Here is a 24,990-nt window from a genome sequence, read left to right on the forward strand (position 1 = left end):
GGACAGGCCGCGCGGCCTCAGCCGGCGGGCGGCTCGGCGCCCACCAGCCACATGGAGAAGAACTGCGCTCCCCCGCCGTAGGCGTGGCCGAGGGCCCTGCGGGCGCCGTCGACCTGGTGCGCGCCGGCCCGGCCGCACACCTGGAGCGCGGCCTCGGCGAAGCGCAACATGCCGGACGCGCCGATGGGGTTGGTGGACAGCACGCCGCCCGAGGGGTTGACCGGCAGGTCGCCGTCCAGTTCGGTCGCGCCGGACACGGTGAGCTTCCAGCCCTCCCCCTCCGCCGCGAAGCCCAGGTTCTCCAGCCACATCGGCTCGTACCAGCTGAAGGGCACATAGAGTTCGGCCACGTCGATCTCGCGGCGCGGGTCGGTGATCCCGGCCTGGCGGTAGACGTCGGCGGCGCAGTCGCGTCCCGCGCGGGGCGAGACGAAGTCCTTGCCCGCGAAGAGGGTCGGCTCGCTGCGCATGGCGCCGCCGTGCACCCAGGCGGGCGGGCGCGGGGCGCGGGCGGCGCCCCGGCGGCCGGTGAGGACCATCGCGCAGGCCCCGTCGGAGGAGGGGCAGGTCTCGGAGTAGCGGATCGGGTCCCACAGCATGGGTGAGGACTGCACCTTCTCCAGGGTGATGCCGTGCTCGTGGAGGTGGGCGCTGGGGTTCTTCAGGGCGTTGCGGCGGTCCTTGTAGGCGACGAGGGAGCCCACGTGTTCGGGCGCTCCGGTACGGCGGATGTACGCCCGTACGTGCGGGGCGAAGAAGCCGCCGGCACCGGCCAGCAGGGGCTGCTGGAAGGGGACGGGCAGGGACAGCCCCCACATGGCGTTCGACTCGGACTGCTTCTCGAAGGCGACGGTGAGTACGGTGCGTTGCACGCGGGAGGCCACGAGGTTGGCGGCGACGAGGGCGGTGGAGCCGCCGACGGAACCGGCGGTGTGCACGCGCATCAGGGGCTTGCCGACCGCTCCGAGCGCGTCCGCGAGGTAGAGCTCGGGCATCATGACGCCCTCGAAGAAGTCGGGCGCCTTCCCGATGACGACGGCGTCGATGTCGGACCAGGTCAGCTCCGCGTCGGCGAGGGCGCGCAGGGCGGCTTCGCGGACGAGCCCGGCGATCGACACGTCCCGGCGGGCGGCGGCGTGTTCGGTCTGGCCGATGCCGACGACGGCCACGGGTTCGTTGTTCGCGGGGTTCACCGGCTCTCCCCTTCCAGGACGCCGACGAGGTTCTGCTGGAGGCACGGGCCGGAGGTGGCGTGGGCCAGTGCCCGGTCCGACTCGCCCCGGTGGACGCGAACGGCCGCCTCGCCGAAGCGGATCAGCCCGGTCGCCATGACCGGGTCTGCGGCGAGGGCGCCGCCGGAGGGGTTGACCGACACGTCGTCGCCGAGCCGGAGTGCCTTGCGCAGGATCACTTCCTGCGCGGTGAAGGGCGCGTGGATCTCGGCGGTGTCGACGGGCGCGTCGAACGCCCCGGCGTGCTCGGCGGCGAGCCGGGCGGAGGGGGCGTCGGTGAGGTCGCGCAGCCCGAGGCCCTGGGGGTCGGTGCGGTGGTCCATGCCGCGGATCCAGGCGGGCCGTTCGCACATCCGGCGGGCGGTGTCCCCGGCGGCCAGGACGAGGGCGGCGGCGCCGTCGCTGACGGGCGGGCAGTCACCGGTGCGCAGCGGCCCTGCGACGTGGTCGCCCATGGGCACCGGACCGCGCAGCCGTGCGTGGGGGTTGGCGCGGGCGGCGGTGCGGCTGCGGGCGGCGATGTCCGCGAGGGCCTGCTCGTCGGTCTCGCCCGCGTCGATGAGCGCCTGCGCCTGGAGTGCGGCGAGGTCGACGGGGCCGGGCCAGAGCGGGGCGGTGTAGTAGGGGTCGAGCTGGCGGGTGAGGACTGCGCCCAGGTCGCCGGCCGAGGACTTGCCGTAGGCGTAGACGAGGGCGGTGTCGGCGGCGCCGGTGAGGAGTTCGACCCAGGCTTCGTGGAGCGCCCAGGCGCCGTCCATCTCCACGTGGGACTCCGCGACGGGCGGCCACGCGCCGACGCCGTCGAGGGTCATGGTGAAGGAGAAGGGGCGTCCGGCGAGGTAGTCGCTCGACCCCGAGCAGGTGAAGCCGGGCTCTCCGGGCGCCAGTCCGGCCCGGTCGAGCACCTCGCGCAGGACGGGCAGCAGCATCTCGGTCTCGGACACGTCCTGCGAGGAGCGCCGGTGGGCGGTCTGCGCGAAGGCGACGATCGCCACGTCGCGGGCGTACCGCATCAGAGCAGCTCCTTGTACGTGTCGTAGGCGGCGTCGGGTTCGCCGGTGGGCCGGTAGTGGTCGGGGTGGCGGGCGCCCTCGGTCCAGACGGGCTCGACGCGCAGGCCCATGCGCACCTGGTCGCAGGGGATCCCGGCGATGCGCCCGTGGAGGGCCAGGTCGGCGCCGTCGAGGGCGATGTGGGCGTAGACGTACGGGACGTCGATCGCGGCGTTCCTGGCCTTGATGTTGACGACGCAGTAGGTGGTGACGGTGCCGCGCGGGCCGACCTCGACCTGTTCGCCGGTGGCGACGCCGCAGGTCGGGCAGGCGCCGCGGGGCGGTACGTACACGCGGCGGCAGGCGGGGCAGCGTTCGCCGATGGTGGTGTGCCGGGCGAGGGCGGCGAGGTGGCGGCTCTGGGCGCGGCCGGGGGCGTAGGTGTAGTCGAGGCGGGCAGGGGTGGTGATGCCGGTGACGGGGTCGGCGAAGACACCGGTGTGCGGGGTCGCGGGGCCCGCTCCGCCGCTTTCGTGCGGTTCGAAGCACGCGATGTCGGTGATCGCCCCGGTGCGCTCCGCGGCCCAGCGGACACGGACGCGCATGCCGGTGCGCACGGCGTCGGGGCCGGGGGCGTCGAGGGCGTGGAGCAGGGCGGTGTCGGCGCCGTCGAGCGTGACGAGGACCCAGGCGAAGGGGGTCGCCAGGGGCTGCCGGGGGCGGGGGGCGGGGTTCCAGGCCCAGGTGGTGACGGTGCCGGTGGCGCCGACCTCGACGAGCTCGCGGATCTCGTCGGCGGTGCGGGGGTCGTACTCGACGGGCGGCACGAGGACGCGGCCGTCGGTGGTGCGGACGCCGAGGACGACGCGCTCGCGGAGCCCGGTGAGGAAGGCGCTCTGGACGGGGCCCAGGGAGCGGGTGAAGGGGAACTCGACGACCAGGGGCGCGGTGAGGATCTCGGACACGGCCGCGGCTCTCCTTGTCTGGACTGTCTCGGGCGGCCGGGCGCTCCCGGCCGTGTTCAGGCGCGCCGGAAGACGGGCGGGCGCTTCTCCGCGAAGGCGCGGGTGCCCTCCTTGGCGTCGGCGGTGCCGAAGATCCGCATGCCGCGCTCGAGTTCGAGGGCGAGGGCTTCGGGCTCGGCCAGGCCGGCGGTCTCGTACGCGCACGCCTTGACTGCCTCCACGGCCAGGGGGCCGTTGGCGTTGATGAGTTCGGCGGTCTGCAGGGCCGATTCCAGGGCGGTGCCGTCGGGCACGACCCGGCCGACGAGCCCGATGCGCTCGGCCTCGCGGGCGGAGTAGGCGCGGCCGGTGAGCAGCATTTCGAGGGCGTGGGTGCGGGGGATCTGGCGGGTGAGGCGGACGGTGGAGCCGCCGACGGGGAAGAGGCCGCGGCGGACCTCGAAGAGGCCGAAGGTGGCGCTCTCGCCCGCGACGCGGATGTCGGTGCCCTGGAGGATCTCCGTGCCGCCCGCGACGCAGGGGCCCTCGACGGCGGCGATGACGGGTTTGCGGGGGCGGTGGTGGCGGAGCATGGCCTTCCAGTGGAGGTCGGGGTCCGCCTTCAGCCGGTCCCGGCAGGTGTCGTCGTCGGCCGCGCCCTGCCCGGCGAGCGCTTTGAGGTCCATGCCGGAGCAGAAGGCTCCGCCCGCGCCGGTGAGGACGACGGAGCGGATGGAGTCGTCCTCGTCGGCCTCGGCCCAGCCGTCGTGGAGCCCGACCAGCATCGGCAGGGAGAGGGCGTTCCTGGCCTCGGGCCGGTCGAGGGTGAGCACCAGCGTGGCGCCGACGCGTTCGGCCTTCAGGTGTGCGGTCCCGCCCATGGGGTGTCCTCCTGTCCGGCGACGCAGAACAGGGTGGCGGAGGCGGGGCCGCACTTCAAGGCTTTTCTGACTTCCCGTCAGATTTCTTGGGCGCCTCCCCTTCCCACCCACCGCGCCCGGCGCTCTAATGACCGCCGGGCCGCCCCATCGCCGCACCACCGACGCACCGCGCCGCACCGCCCGGCAGGAGGAGACATGGACGTGAACCTCGCCGACCTCTTCGAGTCGGTCGTCGACACGGTGCCCGGCCGCGAGGCCCTGGTCCACGTCGGCCGCCCGGGCGACGGCGCCGAGCGGCGGCTGACGTACGCGCAGCTCGACGCGGCGGCCGACCGCCTGGCCCACCACCTGCGGGACAGCGGCATCCGGCCCGGCGAGCACGTGGGCCTGCACCTCTACAACGGCGTCGAGTACCTCCAGACCCTCTGGGCGTGCCTGAAACTCCGGGCCGTGCCGGTCAACGTCAACTACCGCTATGTGGAGGAGGAGCTGGCCTATCTCTACCGGGACGCCGATCTCGCGGCGCTGGTCTTCGACGCGGAGTTCACCGGGCGGGTCGCGGCGGCGCTGCCCGGGGCGGAGCGGCTGCGCCACCTCGTCCGCGTCGGCTCCCCGTCCGGGGACGCCCCCGAACCCCGCGTCGAGCCGGTGCCCTTCGCGGACGCCGAGGCGTCGGGCGCGCCGGGGCGCGACTTCGGGCCGCGCTCCGGCGACGACCAGATCATCATCTACACCGGCGGCACCACCGGCCTGCCCAAGGGCGTGATGTGGCGGCAGGAGGACCTCTTCTTCTCGGGGCTCGGCGGCGGCGCGCCGACGGGCGAGCCGGTGCGGCGGCCGGAGGAGCTCGCCGAGCGGGTCGCGGCCGGTGGCGAGGGGCTCGTCTTCTTCCCCACCGCGCCCCTGATGCACGGCACGTCCACGCTGACGGCGTTCGTCGCCTTCGACTTCGGCCAGAAGGTCGTCCTGCACCGCAAGTTCGTGCCGGAAGAGGTGCTGCGAACCGTCGCCGAGGAGCGGGTCACCTGCGTCTCGCTGGTCGGTGACGCGATGCTGCGGCCCCTGGTGGAGGCGCTGGCGGGGCCGCTGCGGGGCACCGACTGCTCGTCGCTGTTCAGCGTCAGCAGCTCGGGGGCCGTCCTCTCGGACACCGTGCGCGAGGAGTTCGCGGCGCTCCTGCCGCACGTGGCGCTGCTGAACAACTTCGGCTCCTCGGAGTCCGGCTTCAACGGCACCGCCACCGACGACCGCGGACGGGGTCTGCGGGTGCGCGTCAACGACCGTACGGCCGTGATCGACCCGGCGACGTACGAACCGGTGGGGCCCGGCCAGGTGGGGCGGGTCGCCCAGCGCGGCCACGTCCCCCTCGGCTACTACAACGACCCCGCGAAGACCGCGGAGACGTTCTTCCAGGCGCGCGGCGAGCGGTGGGTCCTGCTCGGGGACATGGCGACGGTCGGCACGGACGGTGTCGTCACGGTCCTGGGGCGCGGCTCGCAGTGCATCAACACCGGCGGCGAGAAGGTGTATCCGGAAGAGGTCGAGGAGGCGCTCAAGGCGCATCCGGACGTCTACGACGTGCTGGTCACCGGCGTGTCCGACGCCCGGTGGGGGCACCGCGTCGCGGCCGTCGTACAGCCGCGGCCCGGAGCGGGCGCGCTGACGCTCGGCGCGCTCCAGGCGCACTGCCGCGCCCGGCTGGCGGGGTACAAGGTGCCGCGCAGCCTCGTCGTCACCGACCGCATCGAGCGGTCGCCCAGCGGCAAGGCGGACTACCGGTGGGCGCGGGCGGTGGCGTCCGGTGAGCGGACCCCATAGCGCCTTTGCCAGGTCTTGACGCACGGGCCACCTGCTGTGCGCGCGGTGGACACGGCGCACTCCGCGCGCGTTGGGGCGCCGGTGGCCGCGTGGCCCTTCAATCGGCGCGTCCCCTTCCGCCCCTGCCTCCAGGAGTCACCGTGACCCCCTTGTCCCGTCGTGGTTTCCTCGGCGCGGCCGCCGGCGCCGCCGCGCTCGGCGCCCTGCCGTCCTCGCTCCAGCAGGCCATGGCCGCGAGCTCACCGTCAGGCGTGCTGGACGATGTCGAGCACGTGGTGATCTTCATGCAGGAGAACCGCTCCTTCGACCACTACTTCGGCACCCTCAAGGGCGTGCGGGGCTTCGGGGACCGCTCCCTGCTGCGCTTTCCGGGCGGCTCCGACGTCCTGCGCCAGACGACGCTCGGGCCGGTCGGCGGCAGTGTGCTGACGCCCTGGCACCTGGACACGGCCACCACCGACGCCCAGCGGGTCCGCGACCTCGACCACGGCTGGCAGGGGACGCACAGCGCCTGGAACGGCGGCAGATACAACAACTGGATACCCGCCAAGAGCGCCTGGACCATGGGGTACTACCAGCGCGCCGACATCCCGTTCCAGTTCGCGCTGGCCGAAGAGTTCACCATCTGCGACCAGTACTTCTGCTCCGTGCAGGGGCCGACCAACCCCAACCGGCTCTACCAGTGGACGGGCATGATCGACCCGGGCGGCAGGAACGGCGGCCCCGTCACCGACAACTCCGAGAAGGGCTACTCCTGGACCACCTACCCGGAGCGGCTGGAGGCCGCCGGGATCTCCTGGCGGGTCTATCAGCAGCAGGACAACTACGACGACAACCCGCTGGCCTGGTTCGGCCGGTTCAAGAGCGCGAAGCAGGACTCTCCGCTGTACGTGGGCGGCATGCAGCGCCGCTCGGCCGACGCCTTCAACCAGGACGTCGCGAACGGCACGCTGCCCGCCGTGAGCTGGGTCGTCGCGCCCGAGCGGCAGTCGGAGCACCCCGCGTATCCGCCCGCGTACGGCGCCGACTACACCGCGAAGTACGTCCTGGAGTCGCTGGCCGCGCACCCCGAGGTCTGGGCGAAGACGGTGGTCTTCCTGAACTTCGACGAGAACGACGGCTTCTTCGACCACGTCGCCCCGCCGGTGCCGCCGTCCGGCACCCCGGACGAGTTCATCGGCGGCGCGCCCATCGGGCTCGGGCCCCGGGTCCCGATGACCGTGATCTCGCCGTGGAGCCGGGGCGGCCACGTCCACTCCGAGGTGCTCGACCACACCTCGCCGCTGCGCTTCCTGGAGAACTGGACCGGCGTCAAGGAACCCAACATCTCCGCCTGGCGGCGCACGGTGTGCGGCGACCTGATGAGCGCCTTCGACTTCTCCTCGAAGAACGCCTCCTTCCCCGCCCTGCCGGACACCACGGCCCTCGTCGCCGCCTGCGACAAGCAGGACTCCCTGCCCGACGCCAGACCCCCGGCCACCGCGACCCGGCCCGTCCAAGAGGAGGGGACCCGCCCTGCCCGGCCGACCGGTTACGGCTTCGACACCACGTCCTGGACCGATACCTCCACCAACCGCCTGTGGTTCAAGGTCGTCAACACCGGTCGGCTGGGCGCGGGTTTCACCGCCTACACGGTGAACCACCGCGCGTACGAGGCCTGGCACTACACCGTCCCGGTGGGCGGCGGCGCGAGCGACTACTTCAGCGCCCTCACCTACGGCGGCGGCAAGTACGACATCGACCTGCACGGCCCCGACGGCTATCTGCGCGGCTTCAAGGGGGACGTCCGGACGTGGACGAACCCGGCCAAGGGGCACCCGGAGGCGTCCGTGACGGCTTCCTCGCAGGGGCTGCGGCTGACTCTGACCAATGGCGGGGGCGCGGGTGTGCTCTTCACCGTGTCGGACGGTACGACTGCCGCTGTCGCGGGCGGCGGGCGGGTGGAGGTTCCGGTTGCCGTGCCTGCGTCCGGTGCGTATGACGTGACCGTCACGGCCGACGTGGGCGACGGCTTCGAACGGCGCTTCGCGGGACGGGTCTTCGACTGACGGCAGGGGTCCCTTCAGCCGGGGCACGAGCCCCGGTTTCGGGAAGGGGCGGGGCTGGGGAAGATCCCCGCTATGGCGGACGCAGCGGAGCAGATGTCACGGGCCGAGCTCGACCAGTTGCAACTGACGCGCCTGCGCGACACCTTGCGGCGCGTCTACGAGCGCGTTCCCTTCTACCGGCGCGCCTTCGACGCCACCGCCACCCGCCCCGAGCACTGCCAGGCGCCGGCCGACCTCGCACGGTTCCCGTTCACCACGAAAGCCGACCTCCGCGAGAACCACCCCTTCGGGATGCTCGCCGTGCCGGAGACCGAGGTGCGGCGCGTCCACGCCTCCAGCGGCACCACGGGCACCCCGACCGTCGTCGGCTACACCCGGGGCGACCTCGACACATGGGCCGAGGTCGTCGCGCGCTCCCTGCGGGCCGCGGGCGTCCGGCCGGGGCACAAGGTCCATGTGGCCTATGGATACGGCCTGTTCACCGGCGGCCTGGGCGCGCACTACGGAGCGGAGCGGCTGGGCTGCACGGTGATCCCCGCGTCCGGCGGGATGACCGCGCGCCAGGTCCGGCTCATCCAGGACCTCCGCCCGGAGGTCATCATGGTGACACCGTCCTACATGCTCACCCTGCTCGACGAGTTCGAGCGCCAGGGCGTCGACCCCCGCTCCACCTCGCTGCGGATCGGGATCTTCGGGGCCGAGCCCTGGACGGAGGGGATGCGCCGTGAGATCGAGGAGAGATTCGCGCTCGACGCGGTCGACATCTACGGCCTCTCCGAGGTCATGGGGCCGGGCGTCGCGCAGGAGTGCGCGGAGGCCAAGGGCAGCCTGCACATCTGGGAGGACCACTTCTACCCCGAGGTCGTGGACCCGGTCACGGGCGAGGTGCTGCCCGAGGGCGAGCGGGGCGAGCTGGTCCTCACCTCGCTCACCAAGGAGGCCATGCCCGTCGTCCGCTACCGCACCCGCGATCTCACCCGGCTGCTGCCCGGCACCGCCGCCCGGGTGTTCCGGCGCATGGAGCGGATCACCGGGCGCAGCGACGACCTGATCATCGTGCGAGGGGTCAATCTCTTTCCCGGCCAGGTCGAGGAGATCGTGCTGCGCGTACCGGGCGTCGCTCCGCACTTCCGGCTGCGGCTCACCCGTGAGGGCCGGATGGACCGGCTCACCGTGTGTGCCGAGGCCCGCCCCGGCGCGGCACCCGGGCAACGTGCCGCGGCCGCCCGGGAGATCGCCCGTCGGGTGAAGGACGGCATCGGGGTGACGGTCGCCGTCGAGATCGTGGATCCCGGGACCCTGGAGCGCTCGACGGGCAAGCTCGGGCGCGTCGTGGACGAGCGCGCGCCGAAGCCCTGAGCGGGGTCACAGCGCGCGCCCCCGGGACCGCCAGTGCGGGTCGCGCAACCGGCGTTTGTAGAGCTTGCCGTTGGGGTCGCGGGGCATGACGACGATGAAGTCGACGGACCGGGGGCGCTTGTAGCCGGCCAGGTGGCGGGCGCAGTGGGCGAGGAGCTCCGTGGCCAGGGCGGCGCCGGGCGCGTGGCCGTCGGCCGGCTCCACGACGGCTCGCACCTCCTCGCCCCAGTCGTCGTGCGGGACGCCGAAGACGGCGGCGTCGGCCACGGCGGGGTGGGCGAGGAGCACGGATTCGATCTCGGCGGGGTAGATGTTGACCCCGCCGGAGATGATCAGGTCGATCTTGCGGTCGCGGAGGAAGAGATAGCCGTCCTCGTCCAGGAAGCCGAGGTCGCCGACGGTGAAGTAGTCGCCGATGCGGTTCTTCCGGGTCTTGTCGTCGTCCTTGTGGTACGCGAAGCCGCCGGTGGTCATCTTCATGTAGACGGTGCCGAGTTGACCGGCGGGGAGCCGTGCGCCGTCGTCGTCGAAGACGGCGAGTTCGCTGATGGGCCAGGCCTTGCCGACCGTGCCGGGCTTCTTCAGCCAGTCCTTCGCGGTGGCGAAGGCTCCGCCGCCCTCGCTGGCCGCGTAGTACTCCTCGACGCAGCTTCCCCACCATTCGATCATCGCGCGCTTGACGTGGTCGGGGCACGGCGCGGCTCCGTGGATCGCGTGCCGCATGGAGGAGACGTCGTACGCGGCCCGGATGTGGCCGGGCAGCCCCAGCAGCCGCTGGAACTGCGTGGGGACCATGTGGGTGTGGGTGCAGCGGTGGGCGTCGATGAGGCGCAGCATCTCCTCGGGCGTCCACTTGTCCATCACCACGACCCGGTGGCCGACGTGCAGGGAGGCGCCCGCGAACTGGAGGACGGCGGTGTGGTAGAGCGGCGAGCAGACCAGGTGGGTGTTGCCGTCGAACGGCTCGATGCCGAAGATGCCGAGGAATCCGCCGAGATGGCACTCCTCGGGCGGCTTCCCGGGCAGGGGGCGGCGGATGCCCCGGGGCCTGCCGGTGGTGCCGGAGGTGTAGTTCATGACCCAGCCGAGCGTGCGGTCGGGCGGCGGGCTGTCGGGGCAGTCGGCGAGGAGCCCCTCGTACGGGCGGAAGCCGGGGATGTCGCCGACGGCGTAGCGGCGGGCGGCGGGCAGTCCCGCCTCGTCGGCGGCGGCGGTCGCGGTGGCGGCGAACCGCTCGTGGGCGATGAGCGCCCCCGCCCCCGAGTCGGCCACGATCCAGGCGATCTCCGGGCCGAGGAGGTGGTGGTTGACGGGCACGAGGTAGAGACCGGCCTGGGTGGCGGCGAGGTAGGCGGTGAGGAGTTCGGCGCCGTTGGGCAGGACGGCGGCGAAGGAGTCGCCCGTCCGCAGGCCGGCGGCGCGCAGGCCCCGCACGAGCCGGTTGGCGGCGCCGTGCAGTTCGCCCGCGGTCCAGGCCCCGCCGTGCGGGGTGATCAGTACGGTGCGGTCGGGGTCGGCGGTGGCCTGGGCCCAGAATCCTCGGGGTGGGTTCGGCATGTGGGTGCGGGCTCCTTTCGGGTGCGGCCCCGGGGGCGGAGCCCCCGGTCACGGGAAGGGGCGGGGCTGAGAAGAATCCGGTACGTGCTCGGCCATGCGGGCCAGGCGGGCGACCGCCCGCTCGAAGCCCGCGGTCAGGTCGTCGAAGACCGCCCGGACGCTGCGGCACTCGTCCATCCGCCCCACGATCTGCCCGACCGGCGTGCCCAGCAGCGGCTCCACCTCGTATCTCTGGATACGGGACAGCGCCTCGGCGACGAGCAGGCCCTGCAGCGGCATCGGCAGCGGGCCGGGGCCGCCCGGGTCGTCCCAGGCGTCGGTCCAGGCCGTGCGCAGCTGGCGGGCCGGTTTGCCGGTGAGCGCGCGGGAGCGCACCGTGTCACCGGAGCCCGCGGCCAGGAGCTTCGCGGTCAGGGCGGGCGAGTGCAGCTCGGCCTCCTCCGTGGTGAGCCAGAGCGATCCCAGCCAGACCCCCTGCGCGCCGAGCGCGAGCCCGGCGGCGATCTGTTCGCCGCTGCCGATGCCGCCGGCGGCCAGGACGGGCAGCGGGTCGACGGCCCGTACGACCTCGGGGGTGAGCACCATGGTGGCGATCTCGCCGGTGTGGCCGCCCGCTTCGTAGCCCTGGGCGACGACGATGTCGATGCCCGCCTCGGCGTGCCGGACGGCGTGCCGGGCGCTCCCGGCGAGCGCGGCGACGAGGACGCCGTGGTCGTGGGCCCGGCGGACGACATCGGCGGGCGGTGGGCCCAGGGCGTTGGCGAGGAGCTTGACGGGGTGGTCGAAGGCGACGTCGAGCTGGGCGCGGGCGACCTCCTCCATCCAGCCGGTGATGCGCCACCCGGAGCGGTCCCCGGCGGCGAGTTCGGGTACGCCGTACCGGGCGAGGGTCTCGCGGACGAAGCGCCGGTGCGCGTCGGGGATCATGGCCTCGACGTCGGCCTCGGTGACCCCCTCGACCTTCTTCGCGGGCATGACGACGTCGAGCCCGTACGGCTTGCCGTCGGTGTGCGCGGCCATCCAGTCGAGGTCCCTGGCGAGGGCTCCGGGGTCGGTGTACCGCACGGCGCCGAGCACGCCGAGGCCCCCGGCGCGGGTGACGGCCGCGGCCACCGCGGGGAAAGGGGTGAAGCCGAAGAGCGCGTGCTCGATTCCCAGTCGCCGGCTCAGGTCCGTCTGCATGGGCGGCAGGATGCCGCAGCGGGCCGGGCGAGGGAAGAGGTTTTCTGACGCAACGTCAGTTCACGGAGGTCATCTCCCCCGGGTGGCCCGCGTCCGGCGCAGCGCGGCGACCTGGCGGTGGAGCTCGACGGCCTCGGTGGAGCGGCCGAGCTGCTCCAGGCAGTGGGCCTCGTCGCTGCGGCTGGTCATAGAGTCGGGGTGGTCGGCGCCCAGCACCCGCTGGCGGGCCTGGGCCACCTCGCGGTAGCGGGCGAGGGCCTCGGTCCAGCGGCCGAGCCAACCGAGGGCGACCGCGATCTCGCGGCAGCTGACGAGGGTCTCGGGGTGGTCGGCGCCCAGCACCCGCTCGCGGATCACGCACACGTCCCGCGCCTCGGCGAGGGCCTCCTCCCAGCGGCCGAGCCGGCCCAGGTTGACACCGAGACAGTGCCGGGCCCGCAGGGTGTCGGGGTGGTCCTCGCCCTGGGCCTGGGTGCGCTCGTCCACCAGGTCGCGGAAGAGCCGGAGCGCCTCCGCGCTGCGGCCGAGCCGCCCGAGGCAGATCCCGGCCTCGTAGCGGGCGGCGAGCGTGTCGGGGTGGTCGGCGCCGAGTGTCCGCTGCCGCGCGGCGGCCACCTCGCGGTAGGTCCGCAGCGCGTCGGTCCAGCGGTTCAGCTGACCGAGGGCGTAACCGACCTCGTAGCGGGTGACGAGGGTGTCCGGGTGGCTCGCGCCCAGGACGCGGGCGCGGGCGTCGGCGACCTCGCGCGCCATGCCGTACGACTCCTCCGGGCGCCCCAGCCGGCCCAGGTTGAAGGCGAGGTTGTGGCGGCAGCGCAGGGTGTCGGGGTGGTCGGGGCCCATGGTGCGCTCGCGGACGGCGAGCACGGCGGCGTAGACCTCGTGGGCCTCGACGTGCCGGCCGAGCTGCCCGAGCACATAGGCGGTCTCCTGGCGGGCCGCGAGGGTGTCGGGGTGGTCGGGGCCGAGGACGCGCTCGCGCCCGGCCGCGGCGCGGGCGTACTCACGCAGGGCGTCGGCGGGGCGGCCCTGCCTGCTGAGGGTGAACGCGGCCTCGTACCGGCTGGCGAGGGTGTCGGGGTGGTCGGCGCCGAGGACGCGCTCGCGCTCGGCGGCGACCTCGCGGTGCGCCTCGCCCGACTCGGCCCAGCGGCCCAGCCTGCCCAGCCGCAGCGCCTCCTGGTGGCGCGTCGTGAGGTCGGCGAGGACCTCCGGGGACGGCGGCGGCAGGGCGGCCTCGGGGCGCGGCGCGGCGGGGCCGGTCCAGGCACCGGTGAGCGAGGCGACGGGGCCGGACGGCGGGGCGGGCAGGAGACCGGTCCCGGTCGCCTTGGAGCCGGTGGTCATGTTGCGGGCCCAGTGCGGGAGCCGGGGCGGTTCGGGCAGCCGGACGGAGGCCCGCAGGGGGCGCGGCCGCGCCTCGGGGAGCGTGCGGGGCACCGTCGTGGCGTGCCCGGACAGGGCGAGCTCCAGCAGCCGTTCATGGAGGACACCGGCGTCGGGCGGACGGGCTTCGGGATCCTTCGCGAGCAGGTCGAGGACGATCTCCTCGAACGTTCCGGGCAGTTCGGGGCGAACCTCCCGCAGCGGGGTGGGCGGGGTGTCGCGGTGGCCGACGAGGACGGCCCAGGCGTCGTCCATGTCGAAGGGCGGGGCGCCGGTGGCGATCTCGTAGAGCACACAGCCCAGGGAGTAGAGGTCGCTGCGGTGGTCGACCTGGCCGCCGCCGATCTGTTCGGGCGACATGTAGTGCGGGGTGCCCATGGCGATGCCGGTGCCCGTGAGGCGGGAGGACGGCGCGGAGAGGCCGATGTCGTGGCCGAGCCGGGCGATCCCGAAATCGCATATCTTCACGGCGCCGTCGGTGAGCCGCATGATGTTGGCGGGCTTGAGGTCGCGGTGCACCACGCCCTGCCGGTGGGTGTAGGCGAGGGCCGCGGCGACCTGTTCGGCGATGCCGATCACCTCGGGCACGGGCAGGGGGTGCTGCTTGTTGTCCTCCAGGAGCTCGCTGAGGTTGCGGCCGTCGAGCAGCTCCATGACCAGGAACAGCACGCCGTCGGACTCGCCGAAGTCATGGATGACGGTGATGCCGCGGTGCTGGAGCCCCGCCGCGACGCGCGCCTCGCGCCGGAACCGCTCGCGCAGCACCCGCAGATACGACTGCTCGTGCTGGGGTCCCATCGGTTTGAGGCACTTGACGGCCACCTGGCGGCCGAGTGATTCGTCGCGCGCCCGCCACACCTCGCCCATGCCGCCCCGCCCGATCCGTTCGAGCAGCAGGTACCGGCCCTGGATCAGCCTGGATTCCGCCATCCCTCGCCGCCGCCCCCGTCGCGTCGCTGTGCCTCCCCCGGCCCGACCAGTATGGCGGCCCGTCTTTGCAGGTTGTAGGAGGAAGGGCGGCTACCGGCGCCCAGCCTGCCGACGGCCCGGAGGATGTGTTTGGGCGGGAGTTGCCATCGTACGGTGGAGGGGACGGAGCGCAGGACGGTACCGGCGAGTCGCAGCCGGCGGGTGACGACGGGGGCGGCCGGGGCGGGCCGCCCGTAGAGCTCGTGGGCGTAGGCGGGCAGCGCCCCGTACGCGAGGGAGGCCACCCTCCCCCACAGCAGGTCGCGCGCCGGTCCCAGCGGTGGGCGGACCGGGGGCCGGCGCAGGAAGTCGTCGATCTGTCGCGCCTCGGGGGTGAGCGCGAGGCCGGGCCGCACCCGTTCGAAGTACGCCGCCATCGCCCGTGTCGTGGCCGGGACGTCGGCGGGGTCGAGGCCCACGAGCCGGGCGGAGACCCGGTGCTCGTCCAGGAAGGCGTCGGCCTGGGCGGCGGTGAGCGCCACGCCGGAGCGGCGGACGACCTGGAGGTAGGAGTCGACCTCGGCGCAGTGCACCCACAGCAGCAGTTCGGGGTCGTCGACGCCATAGCGCTCGCCGGTGTCCGGGTCGACGGCGGACAGCCGCCGGTGGATGCCGCGGACGGCCGCGCCCGCGCGCTCGGCGGCCTCCGTGGTGCCGTAGATGGTCGTGCCCACGAAGTTCGCGGTGCGCCGCAGCCGCCCCCAGGAGTCCTGCCGGCCCCTCTCGTCCTTTTTAAATGCAGCGGAGTTCTGGGTGACGCCGCGGACCGCGCGCGGGTGCAGCGCCTGGAGCCACAGCGCGCGGACGCCCGCGATCCACATCATCGGGTCACCGTGCAGCTGCCAGGTGACCGAGGCGGGTCCGAAGAGCCCGGGGTCGGCTTGCGGCATGGGGCGCACCTCCGGTGGTCGGCTGCGACTCATACGATACGTGCTGCCGAGGCCGCTCAATCCCCGGCGGTACCAAGGCCGTTGTCCGTTCCACGAGGAGTTCCCATGAGCAGTCGCCCCACGGCGCAGGCGCCCGTCGGCGCCCCGGGCCGGTTCGTGAGCTATGCCGAGTCCATACTCGACGCCCTCTCGGAGGACCCGCGGCGGGTGGTCCTCACCGAGGCGGACGGCCGGGAGACGGCGGCCGGTCCGTTCCGTGACGGCGTGCACCGCATGGCGCGGGAGCTCGCCTCGCGCGGCGTGCGGCGCGGCGGCACGGTGGCGCTGCTCTCGGGCAACCGGCCCGAGGCCCTCGCCGCCCGGTACGCGGCGAACCTGCTCGGCGCCCGGATCGTCTCCCTCTACGAGGGCATGGCCCCCGCCGCCCTGGCCGGGATCACCGCGAGCGTCGAGCCCGCCGTGCTGATCGTGGAGCCGCGGGCGCGGGAGGCCGCCGACGAGCTCCTGTCCCACGTGCGGCCTCCCACGGTGCTGGCCCTCGGCCCGAGCCCGCTCGGCGACGACCTCCTCGCGTGCGCCGCACGCCGCTCGGCGGACCCCGTGCCGGGCGCGGCGCGCCCCGACGACGACTGGTGCATCCGCCACACCGGAGGAACCACCGGCGTCCCCAAGGGCATTCGCCTGTCGTTCGCCGCCTATCCCCACGCCCTGGCCCGGATCGCCGTCGACGCGGGCTCCCCGCCCCGGTTCCTGGCCTGCTCGACGCTCGCCCACTTCGCCGGGATGGTCGCCGACGCGACCCTGCTGTGCGGAGGGTCGGTCGTCCTGCACCGCGCCTTCGACCCGGGCGAGGTGCTCGCCGCCGTCGAGCGCGAGCGGATCACCTGTCTGTGGCTGCTGCCACCGCTGCTCCACCGGCTGCTCGACCACCCCGCCGCGGCCACCACCGACCTCTCCAGCCTCCGCAGGATCACCTATGGCGGCAGCCCCGCCTCCCCCGCGCGCCTGCTCCGGGCGAAGGAGCTGTTCGGTCCGGTCCTGTACGGCGGCTACGGCCAGTCCGAGGCCGGGCACATCACCGAGCTGGCCCCCGAGGAGCACACCCCGGCCCGGCTGACCACGCACGCCACGGTCGGCAGGCCCGCGCCCGGGGTCGAGATCGCCGTCCGCGACGAGGACGGGAACCCCGTGGCCCCGGGCCGCACCGGCGAGGTGACCGTCCGCTCCCCGCAGGCCATGACCGGCTACTGGCAGCAGCCGGAGCTCACCGCCGAGGTCCTGCGCGACGGCTGGGTCCGCACGGGCGACGTCGGTTACCTGGACGACGAGGGCTTCCTCTACTTGGTCGACCGCCTCAAGGACATGATCATCGTCGTCGGCGGGCATGTGTACCCGACGGAACTGGAGGAGCTGCTGCTCACCCACCCCGGTGTCGCCGCCTGCGCCGCCTTCGGCGCGCCGGGCCGCGACGGCGGCGAGGAGGTGCACGTGGCCGTCGTCCCCGCGCCGGGCCGGAGCGTCACCACCGACTCGCTCCGCGAGTTCGTCACGGCGCGCAAGGGTGCGATGTACGCGCCCAGCGCCGTCCACGTGCGCGCGGCCATCCCGCTGACCCCGGTGGGGAAGCCGGACAAGAAGCTGCTCCGGGCCACGTACGCGACACCGGGCCGCACCGCGTAGCCGTCAACCGGGCGGCGGGAGCAGCGCGTTGGGGCCGTCCTTGGACTCGGCGGCGGTCATGGCACCGGATCCTCGACCGTACGTGTGCCGCCGCCGGATTCCGGCCACGCGCGGCGGTGCGCACCGAACAGGCCGCCACCGGGCCCGGTCCCGCCACCGGCCCGCTGACCACCGCGTTCCTCGACGTCCTGGCCGCGCACGCCCGCGCCGTGCCTTGGCCCATGCGGCGATCACCGCGCTGACATGCGGTCATTGCCCACCCCGCGGCTGCCGATTCACTAGTGTCTGAGCGGTGGCGACAAGCGAGACAGACAACGGACATCCCCACCACGATCTCACCGGCCGCCGGCCGGCCCTGGACGCGGACCTCGACCGGCTCGGTGAGCAGCTGGCCGAATTCGCCCGCACGCAAGAGCGCATGCGCGGGTTACTGGGGGCGATACTCGCGGTCAGCGGGGAGCTGGACCTCCCCGTCGTGCTGCGTCGCATCGTGACCACCGCCATGGACCTCGTCGGGGCCCGCTACGGAGCCCTCGGCGTCCTGGACGAGGACGGCACGGAGCTCGCCGAGTTCATCCCCGTGGGCCTGACCGAGGAGGAGCGGGAGCGGCTGGCGGGGGTGGCGCTGCCGCACGGCCGGGGGCTGCTGGGCCTGCTCATCAGCGACCCGGAGCCGCTGCGCGTCGAGGCGATCGCCGAGCACCCGCAGGCGGCGCGGTTCCCGCCGGGCCACCCTCCGATGCGCTCGCTGCTCGGGGTCGCCATCACCGTGCGCGGCAAGGTCTACGGCAATCTCTACCTCACCGACCGCGAGGACGGCGCCGCCTTCGACGCCGCCGACGAGGCCGTGGTGGTCGCGCTGGCCGGCGCGGCGGGTGTCGCCATCGACAACGCCCGCCTGTACGGCCAGGTCCGCGCGGGTGCCGAGCAGTTCCAGCGGCTGCTGCTGCCGAGCCTGCCCGACCTCTCCCCCTTCGACTCCTGGGCCTTCTACCAGCCCGCCGCGGATCCGGCGCTGCTGGGCGGCGACTGGTACGACGCGCTCGTACTGCCCGACGGCACCCGCGTGATGATCGTCGGCGATGTCCTCGGCCACGACGTGCGGGCTGCCGCCACGATGGCGCAGATCCGCAACATGCTGCGCGCCCTGGCCTTCGACTCCGACGCGCTGCCCAGCGAGCTGCTGAGCCGCCTCGACCGCACCCTGGAGGCCGTCACGGAGCCGACGATGGCCACCGTGTGCCTGGCCCGCATCGCGCCGTGCGAGGGCGGTTGGTCGCTGCTGTGGAGCAGCGCGGGCCATCCTCCGCCGCTCGTGGTGACCACGGACGGCGACGCGCGTCTCCTCGACGCCGAGGCCGATGTGCCGATCGGGGTCGACGCCGGGCTCGCGCGGTGCGACCACCGGTACACGCTGCCGCCGGGGGCCACCGTGCTGATGTTCACCGACGGCCTGGTCGAGCACCCGGGCCGCGACCTCGACGAGGGCCTGCGCATCATCACGGATGTCGCCGCGGCGCATGCCGGAAAGCCTCTCGAAGTGCTGGCCCGGGCCGTCGCGGACGCCCGGCCCGGCGACGGACACGACGACATGGCCGTACTCGCCCTGCGCGCGCCCGACGAGAGCTGAGCGCCGGGCCGGTTCAGCCGGCGGCCTCCCGCCCGGGCAGGGTGATGCGGAAGGCTGTGTGCCCCGGCCGGCTTCTCACCTCGGCGGTGCCGCCGTGCGCGGTGACGACGGCGCGCACGATGGCCAGGCCCGGGCCGGTGGGGCCCGCGGCCCGCGAACGGCTGAGGTCCGCGCGGACGAAGCGCCCGAACACCTCTCCTCCACGCGGCGGGGGCGCGCAACACCTGCGTGAACGGCGGCGGCGACCTCCAGTTGCGCGGGGAGGCGGCGCCGGGCGTCCCCTGGCGGGTGGGCATCGCGCACCCGCTGCGCCCCGGCGCGGTGGCCGCCGTCGTGACGGGCCGCGACCTGGCCGTCGCCACCTCGGGCACCGCAGAACGCGGTCCGCACATCCTCGACCCGCACACCGGCGAGCCCGCCTCCGGCTGCGCCTCGGTCACCATGGTGGGCCGGCGCCTCACCACGACGGACGCCTACGCGACGGCGGCGTTCGCCATGGGCCCGGCGGCCGCCCTGGCCTGGGTGTCGTCCCTCGACGGCCACGAGGCCCTCACGATCGACACCACCGGCCGCGCGGACCGCACACCGGGGTTTCCGGGCGCGGATGCCTGACCCCGGCCGGTGTCGGGTGGGGACACCCTCGGCCTCACGCGGCAGAGCCCGACGGTGGCGTATCCCCCGTCTCCTTCGCGAGGAGGGCGAGGGCCGCGGCGTCCGGGCCGCCCGGCTCGGCGATGCCGACGAGGAGCTGCTGCCCGGGCGCGCTCTGCACGTCGAAGGTCTGGTACGTCAGCTCGATCCGGCCCGCTTCGGGGTGCTGGAAGACCTTGGTGCGGCGGCCGAGGGCACTGACGCCGTGGGTGCGCCACAGCGCCGCGAACTCCTCGCTGCCCGCGAGGAGTTCCGCGACGAGCGCGGTGATCCCGGGGTCCTTCGGGTCGTGCCCGGCGGCCAGCCGCAGGGCCTCTACCGAGTCGCGTGCGACGGTGTGCCAGTCGGCGAAGAGTTCCCGGGCGGCGGGGTCGTGGAAGAGGGAGCGGATCATGCCGCGCGGGTCGGCCAGGGGCGAGAGCAGGGCGTCGGCCAGCGCGTTCGAGGCGAGGATCTCCAGGCGGCGGTTGACGATGTAGGCGACGGCCGTGGGGAAGGCGTCCATCAGCCGCGACAGCGCGGCGTCGACGTGGTCGGGCCGCGCCGGGGGTGTCTGCTTCGGCGCGAGACCGGCGAGGCGGTACGCGTGCCAGTGGGCTTCGGCGTCCAGGCGCAGGGCCCGGGCGATGGCGTCGATCACCTGGCTGGAGGGGTTTCGCTCCCGGCCCTGCTCCAGGCGGGCGTAGTAGTCGGCGCTGACCCCGGCCAGCACGGCCACTTCCTCACGCCGCAGCCCCGCGACCCGGCGCGCGCCCGAACCTGGCGCCAGGCCCACGTCCGCGGGGCCGACCCGGGAGCGACACGCGCGCAGGAAGTCGCCCAGTTCGTCACCACTCATTCGTCGCCGCCCATGCGAAAAAGGCTACGCCGCCTCTTCCTGGGTGTGGCGCACCCAGGAAGTCACGTCCTGCCTGATCGGCGGGGCCCGGCGCATGCTCGAAAGTCCGTGGCGGAAAACCGCCGCGATCACCGGCTCCCGACCGAAGGGGTTCCCATGACCGTCCCGCCCACCACCTCCCGCAGCAAGGTCGTCCTGGTCACGGGGGCGAGCAGCGGGATCGGCGAGGCCACGGCCCGGCGCCTGGCCGCCTCCGGCCACCGGGTCGTCCTCGGCGCCCGGCGTGCCGATCGCGTCGCCGCCGTCGCCGCGGACATCCGGGCCGCCGGCGGCGCGGCCGACCACCGCGAGCTGGACGTCACCGGCCTGGAGAGCATGCGGTCCTTCGTCCGGGAGGCGCACGACCGGCACGGGCGGGTGGACGTCCTGGTGAACAACGCGGGGGTGATGCCGCTGTCGACGCTGGACGCGCTGAAGGTCGACGAGTGGAACCGCATGATCGACGTCAACATCCGCGGGGTCCTGCACGGCATCGCCGCGGTCCTCCCCCTCATGCGCGACCAGGGTGCGGGGCACATCGTGAACGTGGCCTCCGTCTCGGGACACCGCGTCGACCCCACCGCGGCCGTCTACAGCGCCACCAAGTTCGCGGTCCGCGCGATCTCGGAGGGGCTCCGGCAGGAGAGCCGCGACCTGCGCGTCACCGTGATCAGCCCCGGCTTCACCCGAAGCGAGCTGACCGAGGGCATCAGCGACACCGGGGTACGCGAGGCGGTCCAGGGCCAGATGGGCATGGCCATCCCCGCCTCGGCCATCGGCGAAGCGATCGACTACGCGGTCGGCCAGCCTCTGGAGGTCGATGTCAACGAAATCGTCATCAGGCCCACGGTCCAGGGCTGACGCGGGCCCCCGCTCCAGCGGAGCCGTTGCCTCAGGCCGCGCCCGCGAGCAGTTCCTCGGACAGGGTCCACAGGCGCCGCGCGTTGTCGGGGTCGAGGGCGTAGCGGGCCACTCCGCCCAGGGTGCCGGAGCGCCGGTCGACGGTCTCCGTCTCGTTGCAGTCGACGAAGTAGCGTCCGCCGATGCCTTCGAGGAGCGGTGAGGTGGCGAGCAGGACGGACGTGGCCGCACCCTGCTCGGTCGTCTTGATGAGTTCGGCGGGGACCTTTCCGCTGCCCCGGCCGCCGGTGTGGCGCTGGAGGTTGGTGTAGATGGCGCCGGGCATCAGGGCGTTGGCGGTGATGCCGTCGTCCGCCCAGCGGCGGGTCGCCTCCACGGCGAAGAGCACGTTGGCGGTCTTGGACTGGCCGTAGGCGAGCCACGGGTCGTAGGCGCGGAAGGCGAAGTCGACGTCGTCGAAGACCACCGGCGAGGACTGGTGGCCGGTGGAGCTGACCACCACGATCCGCGCCGCGCCGTCGGCGGCCAGCGCGGAGTGCAGGCCGGTGGCCAGGGCGAAGTGGCCGAGATGATTGGTGGCGAACTGCAACTCCCGGCCCTGTGGGGTGTGTTGCTCGGGGCAGGCCATCACACCGGCGTTGTTCACCAGGATGTGCAGCGGGCCCCGCCAGGCGGCGGTGAACTGCGCGACCGAGGCGGGGTCGGCCAGGTCCAGGCGCGTGACGCGCAGCGCCCGGTTGCCGGTCGACCCGGTGATGTCCTTGGCCGCGCGTTCGCCCGCGGCGGTGTCGCGGACGGCGAGGGTGACCTCGGCGCCGGTGCCGGCCAGGGCGCGCGCCGTCTCGACGCCGATGCCGGACGAGGCGCCGGTGACGACGGCGCGGCGGCCGGTGAGGTCGATGCCGGCGGCGACCTCACCGGCGGTGCTGGCGAAGCCGAACGGCGTCCGGATGAGCGCGCTCATGGGGAACTCCTCGGTAAGTGGGGCGGTCATGGGGTGAGCAGCTCGTCCTGCTCGGTGGGGGGTGTCCCGTCGTGCCAGGGCAGGACCTTGCCGAAGCGCACGAGTTCGCCGTACAGCGCGGGGTCGACCTCTTCGGCGAGCACCAGGTCGAGCACGGCGCGCGCGGCGTCGGCCGGCGCCTGGGCCTGGCTGAAGTCGCTGAACCAGGGCCGCGAGGTGGCGGTGTCGACCATGCCGGGGCAGACCGAGGCGACCAGGGTGCCCGTGGCGAGGTCGGCGTCCCGCCGCTCGGCCGCGACCGCCCGCACGGCGGCGACCTGGGCCACCTTGGACGGCACGTTCAGCCAGCGCGGCCAGCCCGCTTCCTCCGCCGTCCGCGAGTGGACGGCGCTGCGCCAGGATTCGACGGCGTACTCGACCTGGTCGAGGGACGCGCCGTCGAACAGCGGGTGGAGCCGGGGGTCGAGGTGACCGAGGGTGCCCAGGGAGCTGGCGACGACGATCAGCCGTCCGCCGGGGCGCAGCACCGGGCCGAAGGAGCGCAGGACGGCGTGTGTGCCGCCGTTGGCGACGTCGATGGCCTCGTCGGCCTGCTCCGCCTGCGACCGGTCGGGCATGAAGCGGGCGACGGCGTTGGAGATCACGATGTCCACCCCGCCGTGGCGCTCGGCGAGTTCGGCGGCGGTCGCGGCCACGGCGTCGGCGTCGGTGACGTCGAGGACCCGGCCCTCGACCCCGGCCCGCGTGCCGGACGACGCGATGTCCTCGGCGGCCTCCGCGACCCGCCGGGCGTTGCGGCCGGTGAGCAGGACGAGGTCGTCCGGGCCCATCCGGGCGGCGAGCCCCTCGACGAGCGCGCGGCCCAGTCCTTGGTTGGCGCCGGTGACCAGAGCGATGCGTGAAGCTGTCATGGCATCCACGCTAGGGACCTCCCGCCCATGAGGCCAACGAAAGTTACGCATATCTGGTATGCGTAGAAGTCATGGACTTCAGCGATGTCTCACTGACCGCACTGCGGGTCTTCCGCGAGGTGGCCGAGCGGGGTACCTTCACCGCCGCGGCGACCGCGCTGGGCTACACCCAGTCCGCGGTGTCCCGGCAGATCGCCTCCCTCGAGCGGGCGGCGGGCGCGGAACTGCTGGAGCGGCGCCGCGAGGGGGTACGGCTGACCGCCGCCGGGCACCTCGTGCTGCGGCGGGCCACGACGGTCCTCGACCAGATCGACGCCACGGCCCGCGAGCTGGCGGGGCTGCCCGCCCAGGCCGGGACCGTACGGGTGGGCTGGATCCCCAGCGCGGGCGCCGCCCTGCTGCCCCGGGCCGTCACCGCCCTGCGCCGCAGCCACCCCGCCATCACCGTCACCACCCGCGAGGGCACCACGCCCGCGCTGGTCCGCGCGCTGCGGGCGGGCAGCGTGGACCTCGCGCTGCTGGCCACCGCGCCGCCGTTCCGCCCGCCGGACACCGAGTCGCCCCCGCTGACCCTGCGGACCCTCACCGAACGCAGCCTGCGCCTCGCCGTGCCGGCCGCCCATCCGCTCGCCCGCGGCGACTTCGTCGACGTCGCCGACCTGCGGGGCCAGTGCTGGATCGCCGGTCCCTCCGCGGGCGAGGACAAGCTGATGGGGGTGTGGCCCGGCCTCGACGAGCGGCCGGAGATCGCTCACACCGCTCGTGACTGGCTGGCCAAACTGCACCTGGTAGCCGCGGGCTGCGGCCTGACCACCGTGCCCGCCTCACTCGTCCCCGCCGCGCCCCCGGGCGTACGCGTCCTGCCCGTGCGCGGCGGCCCGCAGGAGCAGCGCCGCCTGCTCCTGGCGCACCTCCCGGCCCAACTGACCGAAGCGGCCGGCCTCGTCGCGGACGCCCTGCGCACGGCGGCCCTCGACGCGGACGCCCCGCTGTAGACCTACGACCGGGCGTCCCGGAATGTCATCCCGTGGTGGCCGATCGCTCTCGCCACCAGTCCACCGTCGCCTCGACCTGCTCGTCGACGGGGGTGGCCCGTACCGCGAATTCGGCTTCGTAAGCGCTTGAGTCGACTACGAACGGACGGTCGAACTGATAGCGGATCTCCTTCAGTTCGCGGATCAGCGGGGAGAAGACCGACACGACACCCAGCACGGCCGGCGAGAGCCCGCGCACCGCGACCGGTCCCGTTCGCGACCGGTCGGCAAGGCGGCCGATCATCTCCCGGGTGGACAGCGCGGGCCCCGTCGGGACGTGCCAGGCCCGTCCCCAGGCCCGCTCCTCGCCCGCGACCTCGGCCAAGGCCCCGGCCACATCGGGGAGATAGCTCCAGCTGTGCGGGGCGTCCGGATCCCCAAAGCACGGAGACCGGCTTGCCGCGCAGCAGCCGTGGCACGACCCGCGCGGCCAGGTGTCCGCCATCGGTCACGCCGGGCCCGAAGAAGTCCGAGGCCCGCACCTCGACCGCCTTGATACGACCCTGCTCGTGCAGTTTCCGTGCCTGCTCCCAAACGGCGGCGCGCGCCCGTCCCTTGGTGCCGGTCGCCGCGAGCGGCAGCGACTCGGTCATGGGACCGTCCACCGGACCGTAGCCGTAGAGGTTGCCCAGCATCACCAGGACGGCCCCGGTCGCCTCGGCCGCCGCGCAGACCGACGAGGCCAGCGGCGGCCATTGGCTCGCCCAGCGGTGGTAGGGCGGTGCGGCACAGCTGAAGATCGCGGCCGCGCCCCGCGCCGCCTCGGTCAGCCGCTCGCTGTCGGTCGCGTCCGCCGCGACGTGCTCGATGCCGGGCTCCGGCCCGACCTGGTGACGACCCGTACCGAGTGCCCCTTCCCGGCCAGCAACCGAGCAGTGGCCGCCCCGGCGGGCCCGAATCCCACGACGACATAAAGACTCACGCACGCACACTAGCGCGAGCGGGTGTTGCTCTCGTGCCGGGTGCTTGCAAGTACGCCGCCACCGTGCCCACCACTTACCTGGCAAGCCCTGACGGCGGGCCAGCGCAATCATGACAATGGCATGAACAAGTACGAAGACTTCTGCGCCGGCTACCACCGCCCGCTGCCGCCCGGAGCGCGAACCTTGCGACGCGGCCGGACT

Annotated in this window: 19 protein-coding genes and 3 pseudogenes; 9 read left to right on the top strand and 13 right to left on the bottom strand. The window is 73.9% G+C overall.

The window, feature by feature from the left end:
• Positions 1–17: 17 nt before the first annotated feature.
• Genes DXZ73_RS08465 through DXZ73_RS08480 form a run of 4 tightly spaced genes read right to left on the bottom strand, consistent with a single transcriptional unit; the run spans position 18 to position 4,049 of the window.
• On the bottom strand, positions 18–1,169 hold the full coding sequence (locus DXZ73_RS08465; protein ID WP_116215496.1) for a thiolase domain-containing protein: 1,152 nt from the start codon (positions 1,167–1,169) through the stop codon (positions 18–20).
• A 20-nt stretch (positions 1,170–1,189) separates the two neighbouring features.
• Complete coding sequence (locus DXZ73_RS08470; RefSeq protein ID WP_116210399.1) at positions 1,190–2,245, bottom strand: thiolase domain-containing protein; 1,056 nt, start codon at positions 2,243–2,245, stop codon at positions 1,190–1,192.
• The gene (locus tag DXZ73_RS08475) at positions 2,245–3,189 is read right to left on the bottom strand and encodes a Zn-ribbon domain-containing OB-fold protein (protein WP_116210400.1); all 945 of its coding nucleotides are present in this window, start codon (positions 3,187–3,189) and stop codon (positions 2,245–2,247) included. Before DXZ73_RS08475 ends, DXZ73_RS08470 begins: the two co-directional genes overlap by 1 nt.
• 56 nt (positions 3,190–3,245) lie before the next feature.
• Positions 3,246–4,049 (bottom strand): crotonase/enoyl-CoA hydratase family protein, encoded by an 804-nt coding sequence (locus DXZ73_RS08480; protein ID WP_116210401.1) that lies wholly within the window; start codon positions 4,047–4,049, stop codon positions 3,246–3,248.
• A 195-nt stretch (positions 4,050–4,244) separates the two neighbouring features.
• Between DXZ73_RS08480 and DXZ73_RS08485 the strand changes: the two genes are divergently transcribed.
• The 3 genes from DXZ73_RS08485 to paaK all read left to right on the top strand — a co-directional run bounded on the left by DXZ73_RS08485 (position 4,245) and on the right by paaK (position 9,274).
• The gene (locus tag DXZ73_RS08485) at positions 4,245–5,867 is read left to right on the top strand and encodes an acyl-CoA synthetase (RefSeq protein ID WP_116210402.1); all 1,623 of its coding nucleotides are present in this window, start codon (positions 4,245–4,247) and stop codon (positions 5,865–5,867) included.
• Between the two features lie 140 nt (positions 5,868–6,007).
• Entirely contained in the window at positions 6,008–7,915 is a 1,908-nt protein-coding gene (locus DXZ73_RS08490) for a phosphocholine-specific phospholipase C (protein WP_116210403.1), read from the top strand.
• Between the two features lie 63 nt (positions 7,916–7,978).
• Positions 7,979–9,274, top strand: a complete 1,296-nt coding sequence (gene paaK, locus DXZ73_RS08495) for a phenylacetate--CoA ligase PaaK (RefSeq protein ID WP_116210404.1) — start codon at positions 7,979–7,981, stop codon at positions 9,272–9,274.
• 6 nt (positions 9,275–9,280) lie between these two features.
• Here paaK and DXZ73_RS08500 read toward each other — a convergent pair whose 3' ends face one another.
• The 4 genes from DXZ73_RS08500 to DXZ73_RS08515 all read right to left on the bottom strand — a co-directional run bounded on the left by DXZ73_RS08500 (position 9,281) and on the right by DXZ73_RS08515 (position 15,258).
• The gene (locus DXZ73_RS08500) at positions 9,281–10,831 is read right to left on the bottom strand and encodes an acyl-CoA synthetase (protein ID WP_116210405.1); all 1,551 of its coding nucleotides are present in this window, start codon (positions 10,829–10,831) and stop codon (positions 9,281–9,283) included.
• A gap of 48 nt (positions 10,832–10,879) precedes the next feature.
• Positions 10,880–12,013 (bottom strand): NAD(P)H-dependent flavin oxidoreductase, encoded by a 1,134-nt coding sequence (locus tag DXZ73_RS08505; protein WP_116210406.1) that lies wholly within the window; start codon positions 12,011–12,013, stop codon positions 10,880–10,882.
• 69 nt (positions 12,014–12,082) lie between these two features.
• Positions 12,083–14,329 carry a serine/threonine-protein kinase gene (locus tag DXZ73_RS08510; RefSeq protein WP_116210407.1) on the bottom strand — a complete coding sequence of 749 codons (2,247 nt, stop codon included), beginning with the start codon at positions 14,327–14,329 and terminating at the stop codon, positions 12,083–12,085.
• A complete protein-coding gene (locus DXZ73_RS08515) occupies positions 14,311–15,258 on the bottom strand; it encodes an oxygenase MpaB family protein (protein ID WP_116210408.1) in 948 nt (315 codons plus the stop codon). Before DXZ73_RS08515 ends, DXZ73_RS08510 begins: the two co-directional genes overlap by 19 nt.
• A gap of 105 nt (positions 15,259–15,363) precedes the next feature.
• Between DXZ73_RS08515 and DXZ73_RS08520 the strand changes: the two genes are divergently transcribed.
• The 3 genes from DXZ73_RS08520 to DXZ73_RS08525 all read left to right on the top strand — a co-directional run bounded on the left by DXZ73_RS08520 (position 15,364) and on the right by DXZ73_RS08525 (position 18,568).
• Positions 15,364–16,938, top strand: a complete 1,575-nt coding sequence (locus tag DXZ73_RS08520; RefSeq protein WP_116210409.1) for an AMP-binding protein — start codon at positions 15,364–15,366, stop codon at positions 16,936–16,938.
• A 116-nt stretch (positions 16,939–17,054) separates the two neighbouring features.
• Entirely contained in the window at positions 17,055–17,180 is a 126-nt protein-coding gene (locus DXZ73_RS40060) for a hypothetical protein (RefSeq protein WP_275898573.1), read from the top strand.
• A gap of 50 nt (positions 17,181–17,230) precedes the next feature.
• Positions 17,231–18,568, top strand: a complete 1,338-nt coding sequence (locus DXZ73_RS08525) for a PP2C family protein-serine/threonine phosphatase (protein WP_240351269.1) — start codon at positions 17,231–17,233, stop codon at positions 18,566–18,568.
• Between the two features lie 13 nt (positions 18,569–18,581).
• On the opposite strand, the pseudogene DXZ73_RS39375 reads toward DXZ73_RS08525, so the two are convergent.
• Positions 18,582–18,764, bottom strand: a pseudogene (locus tag DXZ73_RS39375) (ATP-binding protein); the annotation flags it as partial.
• Between DXZ73_RS39375 and DXZ73_RS39380 the strand changes: the two are divergent.
• Positions 18,764–19,180: pseudogene (locus tag DXZ73_RS39380) on the top strand (FAD:protein FMN transferase); the annotation flags it as partial. The pseudogenes DXZ73_RS39375 and DXZ73_RS39380 overlap by 1 nt on opposite strands.
• A gap of 34 nt (positions 19,181–19,214) precedes the next feature.
• Here the strand turns inward: DXZ73_RS39380 and DXZ73_RS08535 are convergent.
• A complete protein-coding gene (locus tag DXZ73_RS08535) occupies positions 19,215–20,057 on the bottom strand; it encodes a helix-turn-helix domain-containing protein (protein ID WP_116210411.1) in 843 nt (280 codons plus the stop codon).
• A 156-nt stretch (positions 20,058–20,213) separates the two neighbouring features.
• Here DXZ73_RS08535 and DXZ73_RS08540 point away from each other — a divergent pair, with 156 nt between their 5' ends.
• The gene (locus DXZ73_RS08540) at positions 20,214–20,957 is read left to right on the top strand and encodes an SDR family oxidoreductase (protein WP_116210412.1); all 744 of its coding nucleotides are present in this window, start codon (positions 20,214–20,216) and stop codon (positions 20,955–20,957) included.
• A gap of 31 nt (positions 20,958–20,988) precedes the next feature.
• Here DXZ73_RS08540 and DXZ73_RS08545 read toward each other — a convergent pair whose 3' ends face one another.
• Positions 20,989–21,921 carry an SDR family NAD(P)-dependent oxidoreductase gene (locus tag DXZ73_RS08545; RefSeq protein WP_116210413.1) on the bottom strand — a complete coding sequence of 311 codons (933 nt, stop codon included), beginning with the start codon at positions 21,919–21,921 and terminating at the stop codon, positions 20,989–20,991.
• A gap of 26 nt (positions 21,922–21,947) precedes the next feature.
• The gene (locus DXZ73_RS08550) at positions 21,948–22,832 is read right to left on the bottom strand and encodes an SDR family NAD(P)-dependent oxidoreductase (RefSeq protein WP_116210414.1); all 885 of its coding nucleotides are present in this window, start codon (positions 22,830–22,832) and stop codon (positions 21,948–21,950) included.
• Between the two features lie 71 nt (positions 22,833–22,903).
• Here DXZ73_RS08550 and DXZ73_RS08555 point away from each other — a divergent pair, with 71 nt between their 5' ends.
• Positions 22,904–23,827 (top strand): LysR family transcriptional regulator, encoded by a 924-nt coding sequence (locus DXZ73_RS08555; RefSeq protein ID WP_116210415.1) that lies wholly within the window; start codon positions 22,904–22,906, stop codon positions 23,825–23,827.
• 25 nt (positions 23,828–23,852) lie between these two features.
• Here the strand turns inward: DXZ73_RS08555 and DXZ73_RS08560 are convergent.
• Positions 23,853–24,788, bottom strand: a pseudogene (locus tag DXZ73_RS08560) (NAD-dependent epimerase/dehydratase family protein).
• Positions 24,789–24,990 lie beyond the last annotated feature (202 nt).

This window comes from Streptoverticillium olivoreticuli subsp. olivoreticuli, assembly GCF_003391135.1.
In the GTDB taxonomy this organism is placed as follows: Bacteria; Actinomycetota; Actinomycetes; order Streptomycetales; family Streptomycetaceae; genus Streptomyces; species Streptomyces blastmyceticus.